Origin of the sequence: Allobosea sp. TND4EK4, assembly GCF_900156025.1 — a bacterium.
GTDB lineage: Bacteria > Pseudomonadota > Alphaproteobacteria > Rhizobiales > Beijerinckiaceae > Allobosea.
Genome location: NZ_FTMO01000011.1, coordinates 45756 through 60231 on the forward strand (window position 1 = coordinate 45756; position 14476 = coordinate 60231).

12 protein-coding genes are annotated in these 14476 nt (G+C 67.9%); 1 reads left to right on the forward strand and 11 read right to left on the reverse strand.

The window, feature by feature from the left end:
- Positions 1-10: 10 nt before the first annotated feature.
- From BW981_RS16260 to BW981_RS16290, 7 genes are all read right to left on the reverse strand, one after another.
- Entirely contained in the window at positions 11-889 is an 879-nt protein-coding gene (locus BW981_RS16260) for an SMP-30/gluconolactonase/LRE family protein (protein ID WP_076441098.1), read from the reverse strand.
- A gap of 22 nt (positions 890-911) precedes the next feature.
- A complete protein-coding gene (locus BW981_RS16265; protein ID WP_076441100.1) occupies positions 912-1841 on the reverse strand; it encodes a 3,5-dioxohexanoate:acetyl-CoA acetone transferase in 930 nt (309 codons plus the stop codon).
- A gap of 9 nt (positions 1842-1850) precedes the next feature.
- Positions 1851-2801: a 3-hydroxyacyl-CoA dehydrogenase gene (locus BW981_RS16270; protein WP_076441102.1), complete on the reverse strand. Its 951-nt coding sequence runs from the start codon at positions 2799-2801 to the stop codon at positions 1851-1853.
- A complete protein-coding gene (locus BW981_RS16275; protein ID WP_076441104.1) occupies positions 2798-3577 on the reverse strand; it encodes an SDR family oxidoreductase in 780 nt (259 codons plus the stop codon). The genes BW981_RS16270 and BW981_RS16275 overlap by 4 nt, the downstream gene beginning before the upstream one ends.
- A 14-nt stretch (positions 3578-3591) precedes the next feature.
- Complete coding sequence (locus BW981_RS16280; protein WP_076441106.1) at positions 3592-5652, reverse strand: ABC transporter permease; 2061 nt, start codon at positions 5650-5652, stop codon at positions 3592-3594.
- Entirely contained in the window at positions 5649-7229 is a 1581-nt protein-coding gene (locus BW981_RS16285; RefSeq protein WP_244560351.1) for a sugar ABC transporter ATP-binding protein, read from the reverse strand. Before BW981_RS16285 ends, BW981_RS16280 begins: the two co-directional genes overlap by 4 nt.
- A 70-nt stretch (positions 7230-7299) precedes the next feature.
- Positions 7300-8421 (reverse strand): sugar ABC transporter substrate-binding protein, encoded by a 1122-nt coding sequence (locus BW981_RS16290; RefSeq protein WP_076441110.1) that lies wholly within the window; start codon positions 8419-8421, stop codon positions 7300-7302.
- Positions 8422-8588: 167 nt separating this feature from the next.
- Between BW981_RS16290 and BW981_RS16295 the strand changes: the two genes are divergently transcribed.
- Entirely contained in the window at positions 8589-9266 is a 678-nt protein-coding gene (locus BW981_RS16295) for a GntR family transcriptional regulator (protein ID WP_076441186.1), read from the forward strand.
- Positions 9267-9321: 55 nt separating this feature from the next.
- Here the strand turns inward: BW981_RS16295 and BW981_RS16300 are convergent, their stop codons facing one another.
- The 4 genes from BW981_RS16300 to ntrB are packed head-to-tail and all read right to left on the reverse strand — an operon-like array spanning position 9322 to position 14445.
- Complete coding sequence (locus BW981_RS16300) at positions 9322-10908, reverse strand: sulfite reductase subunit alpha (protein ID WP_076441112.1); 1587 nt, start codon at positions 10906-10908, stop codon at positions 9322-9324.
- Positions 10905-12701 carry a NirA family protein gene (locus tag BW981_RS16305; RefSeq protein WP_076441188.1) on the reverse strand — a complete coding sequence of 599 codons (1797 nt, stop codon included), beginning with the start codon at positions 12699-12701 and terminating at the stop codon, positions 10905-10907. The genes BW981_RS16300 and BW981_RS16305 overlap by 4 nt, the downstream gene beginning before the upstream one ends.
- 14 nt (positions 12702-12715) lie before the next feature.
- Positions 12716-13507 carry an ABC transporter ATP-binding protein gene (locus BW981_RS16310; protein WP_076441114.1) on the reverse strand — a complete coding sequence of 264 codons (792 nt, stop codon included), beginning with the start codon at positions 13505-13507 and terminating at the stop codon, positions 12716-12718.
- An 11-nt stretch (positions 13508-13518) separates the two neighbouring features.
- Complete coding sequence (gene ntrB / locus BW981_RS16315) at positions 13519-14445, reverse strand: nitrate ABC transporter permease (RefSeq protein WP_076441116.1); 927 nt, start codon at positions 14443-14445, stop codon at positions 13519-13521.
- Between the last annotated feature and the right edge of the window lie 31 nt (positions 14446-14476).

Sequence of the window (14476 nt, forward strand, 5' to 3'; positions counted from 1 at the left end):
AGTTGGTCCCTCAGGCGCCGAAGCGCATCTCCGGCAGGCCCCTGATGCCGAGATCGCGGATCGCGAACAGGCTGCCCCGCAGCACGCCGTCGCCGGGGAAGCGTGGCAAGGGCGGCTTCGCCATCGAGGTGACGAAGAGGATATCGAGGTTCGGTCCGCCGAACATCACGCTCGTCACCTTCTTGACCGGCATGTCGATGATACGATCGACGCTGCCGTCCGGCGCGTAGCGCACCAGTCGCCCGTCATAGACCAGCGCATTCCAGAGGAAGCCTTCGGCATCGACGGTCGAGCCGTCTGCCGCGCCGCCCTTCGACGTATCGACCTTGGCGAAGACCCGGCGGTTGGTCGCCGCCCCGGTCTCGATATCGTAGTCATAGGCCCAGATCTCGCCGGACCAGGTGTCCTGGAAATAGAAGGTACTGCCGTCCGGGCTCCAGCATGGGCCGTTGGAGCAGACGATGCCGGTGTCGAGCTTTGTCACCTTGAAATCGGTCGACAGGCTGTAGAGGGCGCCGTTGGCGCCTTCCTCCTGCGTGTCCATCGATCCGGCGACGAATCGCCCGCGCTTGTCGACCTTGCCGTCGTTCAGGCGATTGCTCGGCTGGTCGGGCTCCGGATCATGAATGGGCGTGACCTCGCCGCTCTTGAAGTCCAGCGCATGGAATCCGCGCTGCAGCGAGACGATGGCGCCTTGCCCGTCCTTGCGCAGCGCCATCGAGCCGATCTTCTGCGGCACGTCCCAGGCGCGCACCTCGCGCCCGTCGACGGTCGAGCGGAACACCCGGCCGTCGAAGGAATCGATCCAGTAGAGCCGCTCCTGCTCCGCGTCCCAGAGCGGGCCTTCGCCGAGCGTCGTCTTGACGTCGACCAGCACCTCGATGCGCATATCCGTCTCCCTGTGGGTGGTTTCAGAACGCGACCTTGTCGCCGCCCTTGAGCTCCAGCATCTCGCGGGCCTCGTCGGGCGTGGCGATCTCCAGCCCCAGCCCTTCCAGGATCAGCCGCACGCGGCGCACCTGATCCGCATTGGTCTCGGCGAGGCGGCCGGGTCCGAGCCACAGGCTGTCCTCCAGCCCGACGCGGACATGGCCGCCCTGGGCGGCTGCGATGGCCGCGATGTTCATCTGGTTGCGGCCGGCGCCCAGCACGGACCAGCGATATTGGTCGCCGAAGAGCCGGTCGGCCGTGCGCTTCATATGCGCGACGTCGTCGGGATGGTTCCCGATTCCGCCTTGCAGCCCGAACACGGTCTGGATGAACAGGGGCCCCTGCACCAGCCCGCGGTCGAGGAAGTATTTCAGGTTGTAGAGATGGGCGGTGTCGTAGCACTCGAATTCGAAGCGCGTCCCGCTGCCGGCGCAGGTGGTCAGGATGTGCTCGATCTGGCCGAAGGTGTTCCGGAAGATGATCTCCTTGTTGGCGAGATAGGTCCGCTCCCATTCATGCTTCAGGTCCTTGAAGCGGTCGAGCATGCCGAATAGGCCAAAGTTCATCGAGCCGAGATTGAGCGAGGCCAGCTCCGGCTTGAAGGTCGCGGCGGGTCTCACCCGCTCCTCGATCGTCATGGTCGGGGCGCCGCCGGTGGTGATGTTGACCACGCAGTCGCTGCGCTGGCGGATGATCGGCAGGAAGCGGGCAAAGGCCTCCGGCGTCTGGTCCGGGGCGCCGGTCTGCGGATCGCGGGCATGGAGGTGGACGATCGCGGCGCCGGCTTCTGCCGCGCCGATCGCAGCGTCGGCGATCTCCTCCGGCGTCACCGGCAGGTAGGGCGACATCGAGGGGGTATGGATCGCGCCGGTGACGGCGCAGGAGATGATGACCTTGCGGGCCTTTGCCATGATGGGCTCCTATTCTCCGATGTCGCGCGCGGCGGCGCGCTTATGGGCGGCGAGCGCCATCAGGCGCCGGTCCCGCCAGACCTGGCGCTGGGCGAGATCTTCTCGCGGAAGGCGGGCGGTGCGCTGGTTTTCGACAGAATCCATCAGCGGCCCGGTCCACTCGGCGCGTCGGCCGGCGAGCTCTTCGGCGATGCCGCTGTAGATGTGCTGGTAGCGCTGCGCATAGTCGCGGACGCCGCCGGGCGCATTGAGGTCGATCGTCTCGAAGGGGCCGATGAAGGACCAGCGCAGAGCCAGGCCCTCGCGGATGCCGATATCGACATCCTCGACGTCGGCGATGCCGTCCGCGACGAGCCGGAAGGCCTCGTCGAGCAGCGCGCCCTGCATGCGGTTCATGATGAAGCCGTCGATCTCGCGCTTCATCACGAGTGGCTGCTGGCCGCAGGCTCGCATGAAGGCGGCGGCCTTCTCGACGGTTTCGGGCGCCGTCCAGGGCGAGGGGCAGACTTCGACGGCGGGCACGAGATAGGGCGGGTTGATCGGGTGGCAGACGAGGCAGCGCGCGCGGCCTGCGACATGCTCCATGAAGCGCGAGGGCAGGATCGCGGAGGTCGAGCTGGCGATGACCGCTTCCGGCGGCGCCAGTCGGTCGAGATCGGCGAAGACCGCGCGCTTGCTCTCGACGATCTCCGCCGTGCTCTCCTGCACGTGAATCGCACCTGCAAGCGCTTCATCCAACGCCTCGACGGGCTTCAGCCGCGCCAGCACCTCGGCCGGCTCCTGGCTGTCGAGCAGGCCGTTTGCGGCCAGCTCCGGCAGCACGGAGGCGGCAAACTCGACAGCCGCATGCGGCGCCTGCCGGTCTCGGTCCCAGAGCCGGACCTCATGCCCGGCACGGGCGAAGCTGATCGCCCAGGAGCGACCGATCAGGCCCGATCCGACGATGCTCGTCCGCATCACAGCGACTCCAGATTGCCGTCGACGGGGAAGGACTGGCCGGAGAGGTTCTCGCCGGCCGGCGTCAGCAGGAAGAGCGTCATCGCCGCGACGTCCTCTGCCTCGGTCATGCGTCGCAGCGAGATGCGCTGGAGATATTGCTCGCGCATCTCCTCGAAGGAGACGCCGACCTGCTCGGCCCGCGCGCGGATCACCCCGTCCATGCGCGGGCCCTTGATGATGCCGGGCAGGATCGCGTTGACGCGGATATTGGAGGGGCCGAGCTCCTTGGCGAGCGACTGCGTGAGCCCGATGATGCCCCATTTCGCGGCCGAATAGGGTGTGCGGAAGGCATAGCCGAAACGCCCGGCCGAGGAGGACATGTTGACGATAGCCCCGCCGCCGGCGGCTTTCAGCATCGGCACCGCGAGCCGCGTGCAGAGGAACTGGCCGGTCAGGCAGATATCGATGGTGCGGCGCCAATCAGCCGGGTCGATCTCGTCGACGCCGCCGGTCGGCCCGGCGATGCCGGCATTGTTGATCAGCGCATCGAGGCCGCCGAGTGCCTCCTTCGCATCGTCGAACAGGCGCGCCACGTCATCGTCATCGGCGACGTTGCAGCGGGTCGCGCCATGGCCGGGATAGGCGGCGCGAAAATCGGCGAGATGGCCTTCATCGATGTCGCAGATATGGACGCGTGCGCCGTTCTCGATCAGCAGATCGGCGATGGCGCGGCCGATGCCGGAGGCGCCGGCCGTGACGACGACGCGCAGGCCGGGCTTGAGCGCAAGTGCGGGCATCGTTTGTCGTCTCCTCAATGCGAGCGTTCGCGCAGCGCCACGACGGCGCCGAGCACCACCACGCCGTAAAGGATGGCGCGGGTGGCATAGGGCAGGGTGGTTCCGGCGAGCAGGGTCTGGAGCGCGGTGAGCAGCAGCACGCCGCCGAGCATGCCGAGATAGGAGCCGCGCCCGCCGGTGATGAGCGCGCCGCCGACCACCACGACCGCGATGGAGGGCAGCAGGTAGTCGTCGCCCATGCCGAGGCTCGCCTGCCCGGAGAAGCCGGAGAGCAGGATGCCGACCACCGCCGCGCAGAGGCCCGACAGCATGTAGACCTTGACCAGCGTCGCCTTGACCGGGACACCGGAGAGTTCCGCCGGCCGCTCGCCATTGCCGATGGCATAGACGCGCCGGCCGAAAACCGTGCGGCCGAGCAGGATCGCTGCGCCGGCAGCGAAGAGCGCGACGAAGGGCACGATGGGCGTGACGCCGAAGACCTTCGCCGTCATCAGCCAGCGCAAGGCGGGGGAGGCAAAGCCGCTCGGTGTTCCGCCCGAATAGACCAGCGCCGCGCCCTGCAGGATGCCGTTCATCGCCAGCGTCATGACGATCGGCGAGAGTCCCAGCGCCACGATGCCGAGGCCGTTGACGAGACCGATCAGGGCGCCCACCGCCAGCACCGCCGGCACGGCATAGGCCAGCGCCGCATCCGAGCCGGAGAGCAGCCCGGCGCAGAGGATGCCGCACAGGCCGATCGTCCAGGGCAGGGAGAGGTCGAGCCCGCCGGTCAGGATCACCGCGCCCTGGCCGAGCGCGAGGATGGCGAGGAAGCAGCCCAGCACGACCAGCGAGTCGTAATAGGGCCAGGACAGGATGGTATTGCCGAGCACGAATTGGGTGACGACCAGCACGGCGACGAAGCAGAGATAGGCCGGCAGGCCATTGCGCAGCGCCTCCGCATGGCGGCGCCACCAGACCGGGCGTTCGACGGTCGGATCCGTCATCGGCAGGGCCACGCGCGCCGGCGGCAGGTCGAGCTGGCGCGGCAGCCGGCCGGCGCTGCGGGCGGCGGAGCGGGCGACCACCTGCCGTAACGTCCGCAACAGAACGGAATCGCGGGCGAGCGAGGAGGCAAGCACCGCCAGCACCAGGATCAGCCCCTCGACCACCGAGGAGTAGAAAGCCGGCACGTTGAGCACCAGCAGGATGTTGACGACGAGCATCAGCACATAGGCGCCGAAGATCGTGCCGACGATGCCGCCGCGCCCGCCGCCCAGCACCGTGCCGCCGAGCACCACCGCCGCGAACATCTGCAGCAGCATCGGGTTGCCGACCAGCGGGTCGCCCGAGCCGGTCTGCGCGCTGATGAAGACACCCGCCAGCCCGTAGAGCCCGCCGGCCAGCACGTAGGCGAAGAACTCGTGCAGCCGGACGCTGAGGCCGGCGGCGCGTGCCGCCTCCCGGTCGGAGCCAAGCGCCGGCAGGGCCTTGCCGAACAATGTGTTCTTGAGCGCGACCCAGAGCGCGATCAGAAGGGCGAGCAGCAGCACCGGCATCGGCAGCAGGCCCGGCACGGCATCGCCCGTCAGCGCCTGCGCGAAGCCGGATGGAATCTCGCCGCCGGGCTTGTCCATCACGAGGAGCGTGACGCCCTGAAGGATGAACATGGTGGCGAGCGTCACCACGATCGGCTGCAGCCTCAGCCCGGCGATGAACAGCCCGTTGAAGGCGCCGGTCGCGGCGCCGATCCCGATGCCGAGCACGACCCACAGCGCGATCGAGCCCGGGCTGTCCTGCATCTGGCCGGCGAGCGAGACGTTGACCAGCGAGATCACGGCGGCGGCAGACAGGTCGAATCCGCCCGTCAGCACCACGATGGTCTGGCCGCTCGCGGCGATGGCGAGCGTTGCGCCGCCGGCGGCGAGCGTGCCGATTTCATAGTATCCGAGCGTGCCGCCGCTCAGCCAGCGCACGAGGCCGAGGCAGATCAGGAAGACGCCGACCGCGATCAGCGGCCCGCGCAGCCGGTCCGGCCAGCTCCGGACGCGAGAGGATGGCGCGGTGCGAGGCGCGGTTGCGGCAAGGGCATTCATCGCGCGGCCTCCAAGGCGAGAGCCGGCTCGTCGGCGATCACGGCCGATCCGCCGCCGAGCATCGCGCGCAGGATCGCATCCTCGGAGATTGCGTCGCCGTCGAGGCTTGCCGCCAGCCCGCCGCGATAGAGCACGAGCACCCGGTCGCAAAGATGGTCGAGTTCGGCCGTCTCGGTCGAATGGAACAGGATCGAGCCGCCGGCAGCGGTGAATTCCCGCATCAGCGCATAGATTTCGTTCTTGGTGCCGACATCGATGCCGCGCGTCGGGTCGAACAGCAGCAGGATGCGGCTCTCGGCGAACAGCCATTTCGCCACGGCGATCTTCTGCTGGTTGCCGCCGGAGAACGCCTTCACGGGCGTCCACAAGGCACGCAGCTGCACGTTGAGCCGGGCCATGACGCGGGCGACGGCGCCCTCCTCGCGCTCCTGGTCGACGAAGCCGAAGCGGCTGTAGCGCTCGATCACCGGCAGCGAGACATTGCGGCGCCCGTCGAGCTTGAGGAAGAGCGCCTCGGTCTTGCGGTCTTCCGGGACGAGCCCGATGCCGATGCGTGCATCGAGGGCGTCGCGCGGCGAGGTCAGGCTGACGGGGTGCCCGTCGATACGGATATCGCCTTCGCTCTCGGCCGTGCCGAAGAGCGCGGAGAACAATTCGAGCTGGCCCATGCCCTGGAGCCCGGCGACGCCAAGGATTTCGCCCTGGCGAAGGTTCAGGTCCAGCTTGTCGAGCCGGTCGCCGACCGAAAGCCCGCGGGTCGACAGCACTGCGGTGTCGGACAGGAGGCTGCGCGGCGGGCGCGGCGGAAACGAGTGGCCGCCGCTGCCACCGGCGATCAGCCCGATCAGCTCCTCGTCCCCGACCTCGGCGAGCGGACGCGTCGCGATGAGCTTGCCGCCGCGCAGCACGGTGACCCGGTCGCAGAAGGCGCGGACCTCCCGCATGCGATGCGAGATGAAGACGGTGGTGACGCCCTGCGCCTTGCTCCGCGCGATGATCTCGCCGAGCCAGTCGATGTCGCTGCCCGACAAGGTCGAGGTCGGCTCGTCGAGGAGCAGGATGCGCGGCTTGCGGAAGAGGGCGCGGGCGATCTCGATCTTCTGGCGTTCGTTGAGGTCCAGGTCGCGGATTTCCGAGCGCGGGTCGATTGTGCCGAGCCCCAGCGCGACGAGATGGGCCTCGACCGCGCGGCGCGCCTCGGTCCGCCGGATCAGGCCGAGCGGTCCGCGCGGCGGCGCCGGCAGCAGCATGTTGTCGAGCACGCTCAGGTCGCGAACGAGGCTGAGCTCCTGGAAGGCGGTGTGGATGCCGTGGCCGTGGGACGCCGCGGGGGAATGCAGTTCGGCGCGCGCACCGAAGATGTCGAAGCCGCCGGTCGTCGGCCGCACCAGCCCGGAGAGCAGCTTGACCAATGTCGACTTGCCGGCGCCGTTCTCGCCCAGCAGCGCATGGGTGTCGCCCGCGAGGATGTCGAAGCTGACATCGTTCAGGGCGATCGTTGCGCCATAGACCTTGCGGAGGTCGCGAGCGGCGACCGCGACGCGCGCGCCGCCGCTGGAAATCTCGCGCTGAAGCACGGTTTGCCGTCCTTCCTGCATTATCGGGGTAAGGAAGCCGGGCGGCCTGGTGGCCGCCCGGCCAAGGCCATCAGTTCTCGGGCTGGCCGACCAGCGCCGCGTTCAGGCCGATCTCGGGGGTCTCGTTCGAGAAGATCGAGGCGAACCAGCCCGGGTTGGTGACGATCGACGGCTTGAAGGCGTTGCAGCCGGCCTTCATCTCCGCCCAGCTGCCTTCCTGGCAGAGCTTGATCGTCTCGTTGGTGACGACCGGCAGCGGCAGCACGGTCTTCTTCGCCACCTCCTTGCCTTCGAGCTTGGCGACGGCGAGCTTCAGCGCCAGCGCGCCGGAATAGGGCGGCGAGGCATAGGAGATGCGCGGCGCGGCCATCGGCTTGTAGGTGCCGTTGGCGCCCTCGACCTCGGTGCCCGTCGGCAGCATCTGCACGCGCCCGCCATTGGCGCCTTCGCCCGCGCAGGGCTTCAGCTTGTCTTCGGCGATGCCGGCCTCGATCTGCATCGTGTTGGCGGTGTAGCAGCCGACCTGCATCCACAGCCCGTCGATCTGGTCCCATTTGCGGGTGGCCAGGATCTTCGACAGCTCGGTGCGGGCGACGGCCTGGCTCCACATGCCGACCGCCTCGTTGACGATCTTGATGTCGGGATGCTTGGCGAAGACCTCCTTGGCCGCCTTGGTCCGCAGCGTATCGACCGAGGTGCCCGGCACGCCGGTGATGGCGACGATGTTGCCCTTTCCGTTCAGCTTCTTGACCAGCCATTCGGCGGTGACGCGGCCGGCCTCCTCCTGGTCGATCGCGACGTTGTAGGCGCAGGGCTCGGTGATCTCGCCGTCATAGGCGATGACAGTCACCCCCTTTTCGCAGGCGTTCTTGACCGCGGAGTTGAGGGCCGTCGGCGAGATCGGGAAGACGATGATCGCCTTGGCGCCGGCCTGGACCATGGCGTTGATCTGCTGAATCTGGCGCTGGGCGTTGGGGCCGGCAACCTGCACCTGCAGGTCGACCTTGTCGGCCATCGTCTTCGACGCGGCCATCGCCTTGATCATGTTGGCGGCTTCGCCCTGCCAATCGTTGCCGATGAAGCTCATCGACAGGAAGATCTTGTGCTTGGCTTGGGTCTGGGCGGTCGCGACGCCCGCTGTCGCCGACAAAGCTAGCGCGGCGGCTGCCGCGATGAGGTGCTTCTTCTTCATGATGGACGTCCTCCCAGACGCTGCGCTGTTCAATCGGCAGGGCATCTCTGGCGATGCCTCATTATTTTGATCAAAGATCACAAATCAGATATCAAGGCAATGCCGATTTGAGTTCGATCCGGTCCTCGCTATGGTCCGGGCGAACGAACACCTTGGATTTCAAGACGATGAGCCTCGTGCGCCCTCAGGAGCTGCCCTATTCGCCGATCTCCCGCGCGACCATCCAGGAGAACGTCTACGGCCGGATCCGGGAGATGATCCTGAATGGCGACATCGAGCCGGGTCGCACCGTGACCGTCAGCAGCCTGTCAGAGGCCTTCGGCGTCAGCGCCATGCCGGTGCGCGAGGCGATGCACCGGCTCGTCGCCGAAAAGGCACTGAAAGTTGTGGCGGGGCGCTCGGTCGGCATCCCGACGCTGAGTGCCGCGCGGCTGGAGGATCTCCGGCGGGTCCGGTGCGAGATCGAGGGCATGGCGACCGAATGGGCCGCGGCCGCGATCACGCCTGCGGATCTGCGCCATCTCGACGATCTGATCGCGATCATGGAGGCCGCCAAGGCGGTAAAGGACCGGGCTCGCTATGTCCCGGCAAACCGCGATTTCCACTTCACGATCTACAAGGCCGCGGGCTCGCCGGCGCTGATGGCGATCATCGAATCGCTCTGGCTGCAGATCGGCCCCTATATCAATCTGCTCAAGGAAACCGAGAACTGGTCGCGGGCCAACGAGGACCACAAGGCAATCCGGGACGCCTTGCGCAGTGGGGATCGCCTGGCGGCGAAGGTGGCGCTGCAGGAGGACATCACCGAGGCGGCCAAGGCGTTGGAGAGCGTATTGAAGCGGTGATAAGGCCTCTCGTTCCGGCCGCCCGTCGTCCTGCGTCGCTCCTTCGCCAACGCGATCAATAGACGTCGGCCTGGTAGCGCCCCGCCTTCTTCAGACCCGCGACATAAGCCAGCGCCTGCTCGGCCGAATACCCGCCATGCGCAGCGACGACATCCACCAGTGCGAGTTCCACATCCTTCGCCATGCGCTTGGCATCGCCGCAGATATAGAAATGCGCGCCCTGCTCCAGCCAGCCGAAGAGCTCGGTCCCGCGCTCGCGCATGCGGTCCTGGACGTAGATTTTCTCCCTGCCGTCGCGCGACCAGGCGAGCGTGAGATGGGTCAGGACGCCCTCCTGCTTCATGGCGTCCAGTTCGTCCTCGTAGAAGAAGTCGCTGGTCCGGCGCTGGTGGCCGAAGAACAGCCAGTTGCGGCCCGGAGCCTTCGTCGCCCGGCGATCGTGCAGGAATGCCCGGAACGGGGCGATGCCGGTGCCCGGCCCGCACATGATCACCGGCGTCTCCGGATTGTCCGGCAGGCCGAAGCCATGCGCGCGCTGGACATAGACCGGCACCGCCTCGCCGGGCTGGACACGCTCGGCGAGGAAGGTCGAGGCGACGCCCCAGCGCGGACGCGTGCCGATGCGGTAGCGGACCGCGTCCACCGTCAGCGAAACCCGCCCCGGCGTCGCGACATGAGAGGACGAGATCGAGTAGAGCCGCGGCTGCAGGGGATCGAGCGCTTCGACGAAGGCTTCCGGCGAGAGACGCGCCTGCCCGAATTTATGCAGCGCGCCGAGCACGTCGAGCCGGTCGAGATCGCCGTCGGGGTCCTCGCCCGCGGCGAGCAGGCGGGCCTTGGCCCGCGTCTGCCCGCCCGTGACATAGGAGATGAGCTGGAACAGGGCGTCGGGTGCCGGACCCAGCGCGTGGTCGGTCAGAAGGCGCTCGCGCAGCGTCCTGCCGCCGATATCGGCACCGGGCCTCGCGCCCAGCAGGGCGATGACCGCATCCACGAGCCGTAGATCGTTCTGCGGCACGATGCCGAAGGCGTCGCCGACGACGTAATCGAGTCCACATTCCGAGAGATCGAACTCGACATGCCAGGTCTCCTTCTCCGAGCCGGGGCCGTTCAGCTTGCGCCGGGAGAGGAAGGTGGCGAGGGCCGGGTTCTCGCGGCAGCGGCCGGGCGGGCCCAGCTCCGCGGAAGCCGGCCGGGCATCGGCGGCGGCCGCAGGCGTCGCGCCGGTCTCCTCCACGAGGGCCTTGACGGCCCGCAGCGTCTCCTTGCCGCCAGGCGCGCAGAGATTCAGTCGTGGCTCGGCACCGGAGGCGATCGCGGCGGAATAGCTTTCGCAGACATAGCCGCACTGCCCGCAATCCTGCTGGGCCATGGCGGCGAAGAGACGGCGCGGCAATGGCTTGCCTGCGGCCAGCCTCTGCCGCTCGGGCAGCGCCATGGCGGGGTCATGCCAGGGCGCCCCGTCATCCTCCGCCTGGCTCATCACCGCAGCGTTCTCCGAAGGAGACAGAGCCGTGACGCCGGCATTGTCGAGCGCCAGTAGCCCCGCGAAGAAGCCGTTGAGCCAGGAGCGCTGCTCCTCGCTGAACGGCGCGGTTTCCGGGATGACCTGGACGAGGGGGGTGGGCGACTGGACGGTCACGCCGCTTCTCCCGTCTGCGCCACCAGCGCCCGCAGCGCCTCGATGTCGTGGCGGCGCGCGAAGGCGACGAAGCTCTCCTCGGGGGCAGCGCGATGCCCCTGCCACACTTGCAGGATCGCCTCGACGACAGCCGGCGCCTCCTCCGCCTTGATCTTCTCGCGAAATGCCCGGGCGATGCCGCCATCGACGCCATAGCCGCCGCCGACATAGACGTCGTAGCCAGGGACGGTGTCGCCCTCCTCGTTCACCGGCACCTTGGCGCCGATCAGCCCGATATCGCCGATATAGTGCTGCGCGCAGGAATTGTGGCAGCCGGTGAGGTGGATGTTGACCGGCTGCTCCAGCGTCATCCGCGGCTCGCAATGCGCGGCGATGGCGAGTGCATCCTCCTTGGTGTGCGCGGCGGCGAATTTGCACCCGGTGGCGCCCGTGCAGGCGATGAGCCCGGCGCGCAGCGCCGAGGTTTCGGCGGAAAGCCCCGCCGCCTGCAGATTCGCCAGCACGTCGTCGATGCGCGCATCCGGTACGCCAGAGATCAGCAGGTTCTGCCAGACGGTGAGGCGGATATCGCCGTCGCCGCAGTCGCGGGCGATCGCGGCGATGACGCGCATCTGCGCGACGGTGAGCTTGCCGACCGGCAGCGCGACGCCGATCCAGTTCAATCCAGGCTGCGCCTGCCGGTGCACCCCGACATGGGCGAGGCGGTCGTAGGCAGGGCGCGGCGCGACAAACGCGGCATCGATGCGGACCAGCCTCCGGCCGAGCTTCTCTTCGACGGCCGTCAGGAAACGGTCGAACCCCCAGTCGTCGAGGATGTATTTCAGCCGTGCCTTGTTGCGGTCGGCGCGGTTGGCGTTGGCCGTGAAGATGCGGATGACGGCGTCCGCAACCGCGACGGCGTCCGAGGGTGCCACGATCACGCCGGTGTCCCGCGCCAGATCCTTGTGGCCGGTAATTCCGCCGAGCGCGAGCCTGTACCAGATGCCGGGCGCGACCGGCTGGGCCTCGAAGCTCGCGCCTTCGATCACCTCCACCGCTTGAAAGCCGATATCGTTGGTGTCCTCCAGCGTCGCGATCGAGCCGGCACCGTCGAAGGCGACGTTGAATTTGCGCGGCAGCCCGTAAAGGGAGCGGTCGTTGAGGATGTGATGGTGCCAGGCCCTGGCGTGAGGGCGGGTGTCGAGCAGCTCGAGCGGGTCGATGCCGGCGGTCGCTGACCCGGTGACATTGCGGATGTTGTCGGCGCCGGAGCCCTTGGCGGTCAGCCCGAGATCGCTGAGTCCCTCGATGAAGCCCGGCGCATTCTCGGCCGTGATCTCGCGGACCTGCAGGTTGGCGCGGGTGGTGACGTGCGCGTAGCCTCCGCCGAGCCGCTCGGCGAGATCGGCGACGCCCGCAAACTGCCAATGTGTCAGGATGCCGTTGGGGATGCGAAGCCGGCACATATAGCTGTTCTGGGCCGGGGCGACGTAGAACAGCCCATGATAGCGCCAGCGGAAATTGTCGTCCGGCTTCGGATAGGCGCCGCTCTCGGCCTGCGTCTTGAAGCGGGCATAGGCGTCGAAGGGATGCTCGGCCGCCTTCCATTTCTCGGGATCGGAGAGTTTGCCGCCGGCCGCGACCGTCCGCGCCTGCGCCGCCAGATGCTCCTTGTCCGGACCGGCCGGCGCGGATGCCGCGCTGCCGGCGCCGGAGCCGAGCGGGGCGAGCCCGCGCGCCGTGCGGGCGGACTGCATGCCGCTCATGAAGCCTTCCAGATAGCGCTTCTGGTCGGGTGTGAAGTCGTCGCTCATGACAGGCCCGTCCGTCATGCCGCCTCGACGAAGCGATGGCGCTCGTAGAGGAACTTCAGCACCGCCTCGCGCGCGGCGATGTAGGTGCGGTCGGAGACCAGCTCGAGTCGCTTGCGAGGCCGCGCGAGCCGGACGTCGAGAACCTCGCCGATATGAGCGGAGGGGCCGTTGGTCATCATCACGATGCGGTCCGAGAGCAGCACCGCCTCATCGACATCATGGGTGATCATGATCATGGTGTTGCCGAGCGCGGCGTGGATCTGCATCACGGAATCCTGCAGATGCGCGCGCGTCAGCGCATCGAGTGCGCCGAAGGGCTCGTCCAGCAGCAGGATCTTGGGCTCCATCGCCAGCCCCCGCGCGATGCCGACGCGCTGCTTCATGCCGCCGGAGATTTCCGCCGGGCGCTTGTCCCTGGCATGGGCCATCTGCACCAGATCGAGATTGTGCATGATCCAGTCATGCCGCTCGGCCTTGCTCCTCGTGGCCCCGAAGACCTTGTTCACCGCGAGCGCGACATTGGCGTAGACGGTGAGCCAGGGCAGCAGCGAGTGGTTCTGGAACACCACCGCGCGCTCCGGCCCGGACGCGTTGACCTCCTTGCCTTCCAGCAGCACGGCCCCGGCCGAAACCGGCGTCAGCCCCGCGACGATGTTGAGCAGGGTCGATTTCCCGCAGCCGGAATGGCCGATGATCGAGACGAACTCGCCCTTCTCGATGACGAGGTTGATGTCCTTGAGGACTTCGGTGGAGACGCTGCCGCGCTGGAAGCGTTTGTCGACATGGTCGATCTTGAGATAGCTCATCCTTGCGCTCCTCAGTTCGTCGCAGTGCCGCGGGTGACGACATGGCCGATGAGGGCGACGAGGCGGTCGAGCAGGAAGCCGACCACGCCGATATAGACCAGCGCCACGATGATGTCGGAGAGGCGCGAGGAGTTCCAGGCGTCCCAGATGAAGAAGCCGATGCCGACGCCGCCGGTCAGCATCTCAGCCGCCACGATGGCAAGCCAGGACAGGCCGACGCCGATGCGCAGGCCGGTGAAGATGTAGGGCGCCGCCGAAGGCACCATGACCTTGAAGAAGAACTCGACCTGGTTCAGCCGCAGCACCTGCGCGACATTGCGATAGTCCTGCGGGATGTTGCGGATGCCGACGGCGGTGTTGATGATCACCGGCCAGATCGCGGTGATGAAGATCACGAAGATCGCCGATGGCTGGCTGTCGCGGAACGCGGCGAGCGAGAGCGGCAGCCAGGCCAGCGGCGGCACCGTCCGCAGCACCTGGAACACCGGGTCGAGCCCGCGCATCGCCCAGACCGACTGCCCGACGAGGGTGCCGAGCAGCACGCCGACGATGGCCGCCAGGCTGAAGCCGATCGCGACGCGCTGGAGCGAGACGAGGATGCGCCAGCCCAAGCCGATATCCTGCGAGCCGTTCCAGAAGAAGGGCTCGACGATCAGGTCCCGGGCCTCCTCCCAGATCTTGGTCGGCGTGGGCAGGGCCGATTGCGGCCCATGCGCTGCGAGCTGCCAGAACAGCAGGATCAGCGCGACCGTGATCAGGGGCGGCACCACGGTGGACAGTGCGGAGCGAAGCCAGGCGCGCAGCGGCGGCCGGAAACTGCTTTTGCTTTTGCTTTTGTGAGGCATCTGCAGGACGCTCGGAGCCGGGACCCCGGCCGGTGCTCCGGCCAGGGTGACGACACAAGCGGGAGCGGTGTCCTTCTTCAGGGCGGCGCTCATGCGGTCTCTCCTGCGGTGGGAAGGGTTGACG

Excerpts from the sequence above, each read along its gene's own strand:
- BW981_RS16265 (WP_076441100.1), bottom strand. The coding sequence starts at position 1,841 with ATGGCAAAGGCCCGCAAGGTCATCATCTCCTGCGCCGTCACCGGCGCG.
- ntrB (WP_076441116.1), bottom strand. The coding sequence starts at position 14,445 with ATGAGCGCCGCCCTGAAGAAGGACACCGCTCCCGCTTGTGTCGTCACC.
- BW981_RS16295 (WP_076441186.1), top strand. The coding sequence starts at position 8,589 with ATGAGCCTCGTGCGCCCTCAGGAGCTGCCCTATTCGCCGATCTCCCGC.
- BW981_RS16275 (WP_076441104.1), bottom strand. The coding sequence starts at position 3,577 with ATGCCCGCACTTGCGCTCAAGCCCGGCCTGCGCGTCGTCGTCACGGCC.
- BW981_RS16260 (WP_076441098.1), bottom strand. The coding sequence starts at position 889 with ATGCGCATCGAGGTGCTGGTCGACGTCAAGACGACGCTCGGCGAAGGC.
- BW981_RS16305 (WP_076441188.1), bottom strand. The coding sequence starts at position 12,701 with ATGAGCGACGACTTCACACCCGACCAGAAGCGCTATCTGGAAGGCTTC.
- BW981_RS16280 (WP_076441106.1), bottom strand. The coding sequence starts at position 5,652 with ATGAATGCCCTTGCCGCAACCGCGCCTCGCACCGCGCCATCCTCTCGC.
- BW981_RS16290 (WP_076441110.1), bottom strand. The coding sequence starts at position 8,421 with ATGAAGAAGAAGCACCTCATCGCGGCAGCCGCCGCGCTAGCTTTGTCG.
- BW981_RS16310 (WP_076441114.1), bottom strand. The coding sequence starts at position 13,507 with ATGAGCTATCTCAAGATCGACCATGTCGACAAACGCTTCCAGCGCGGC.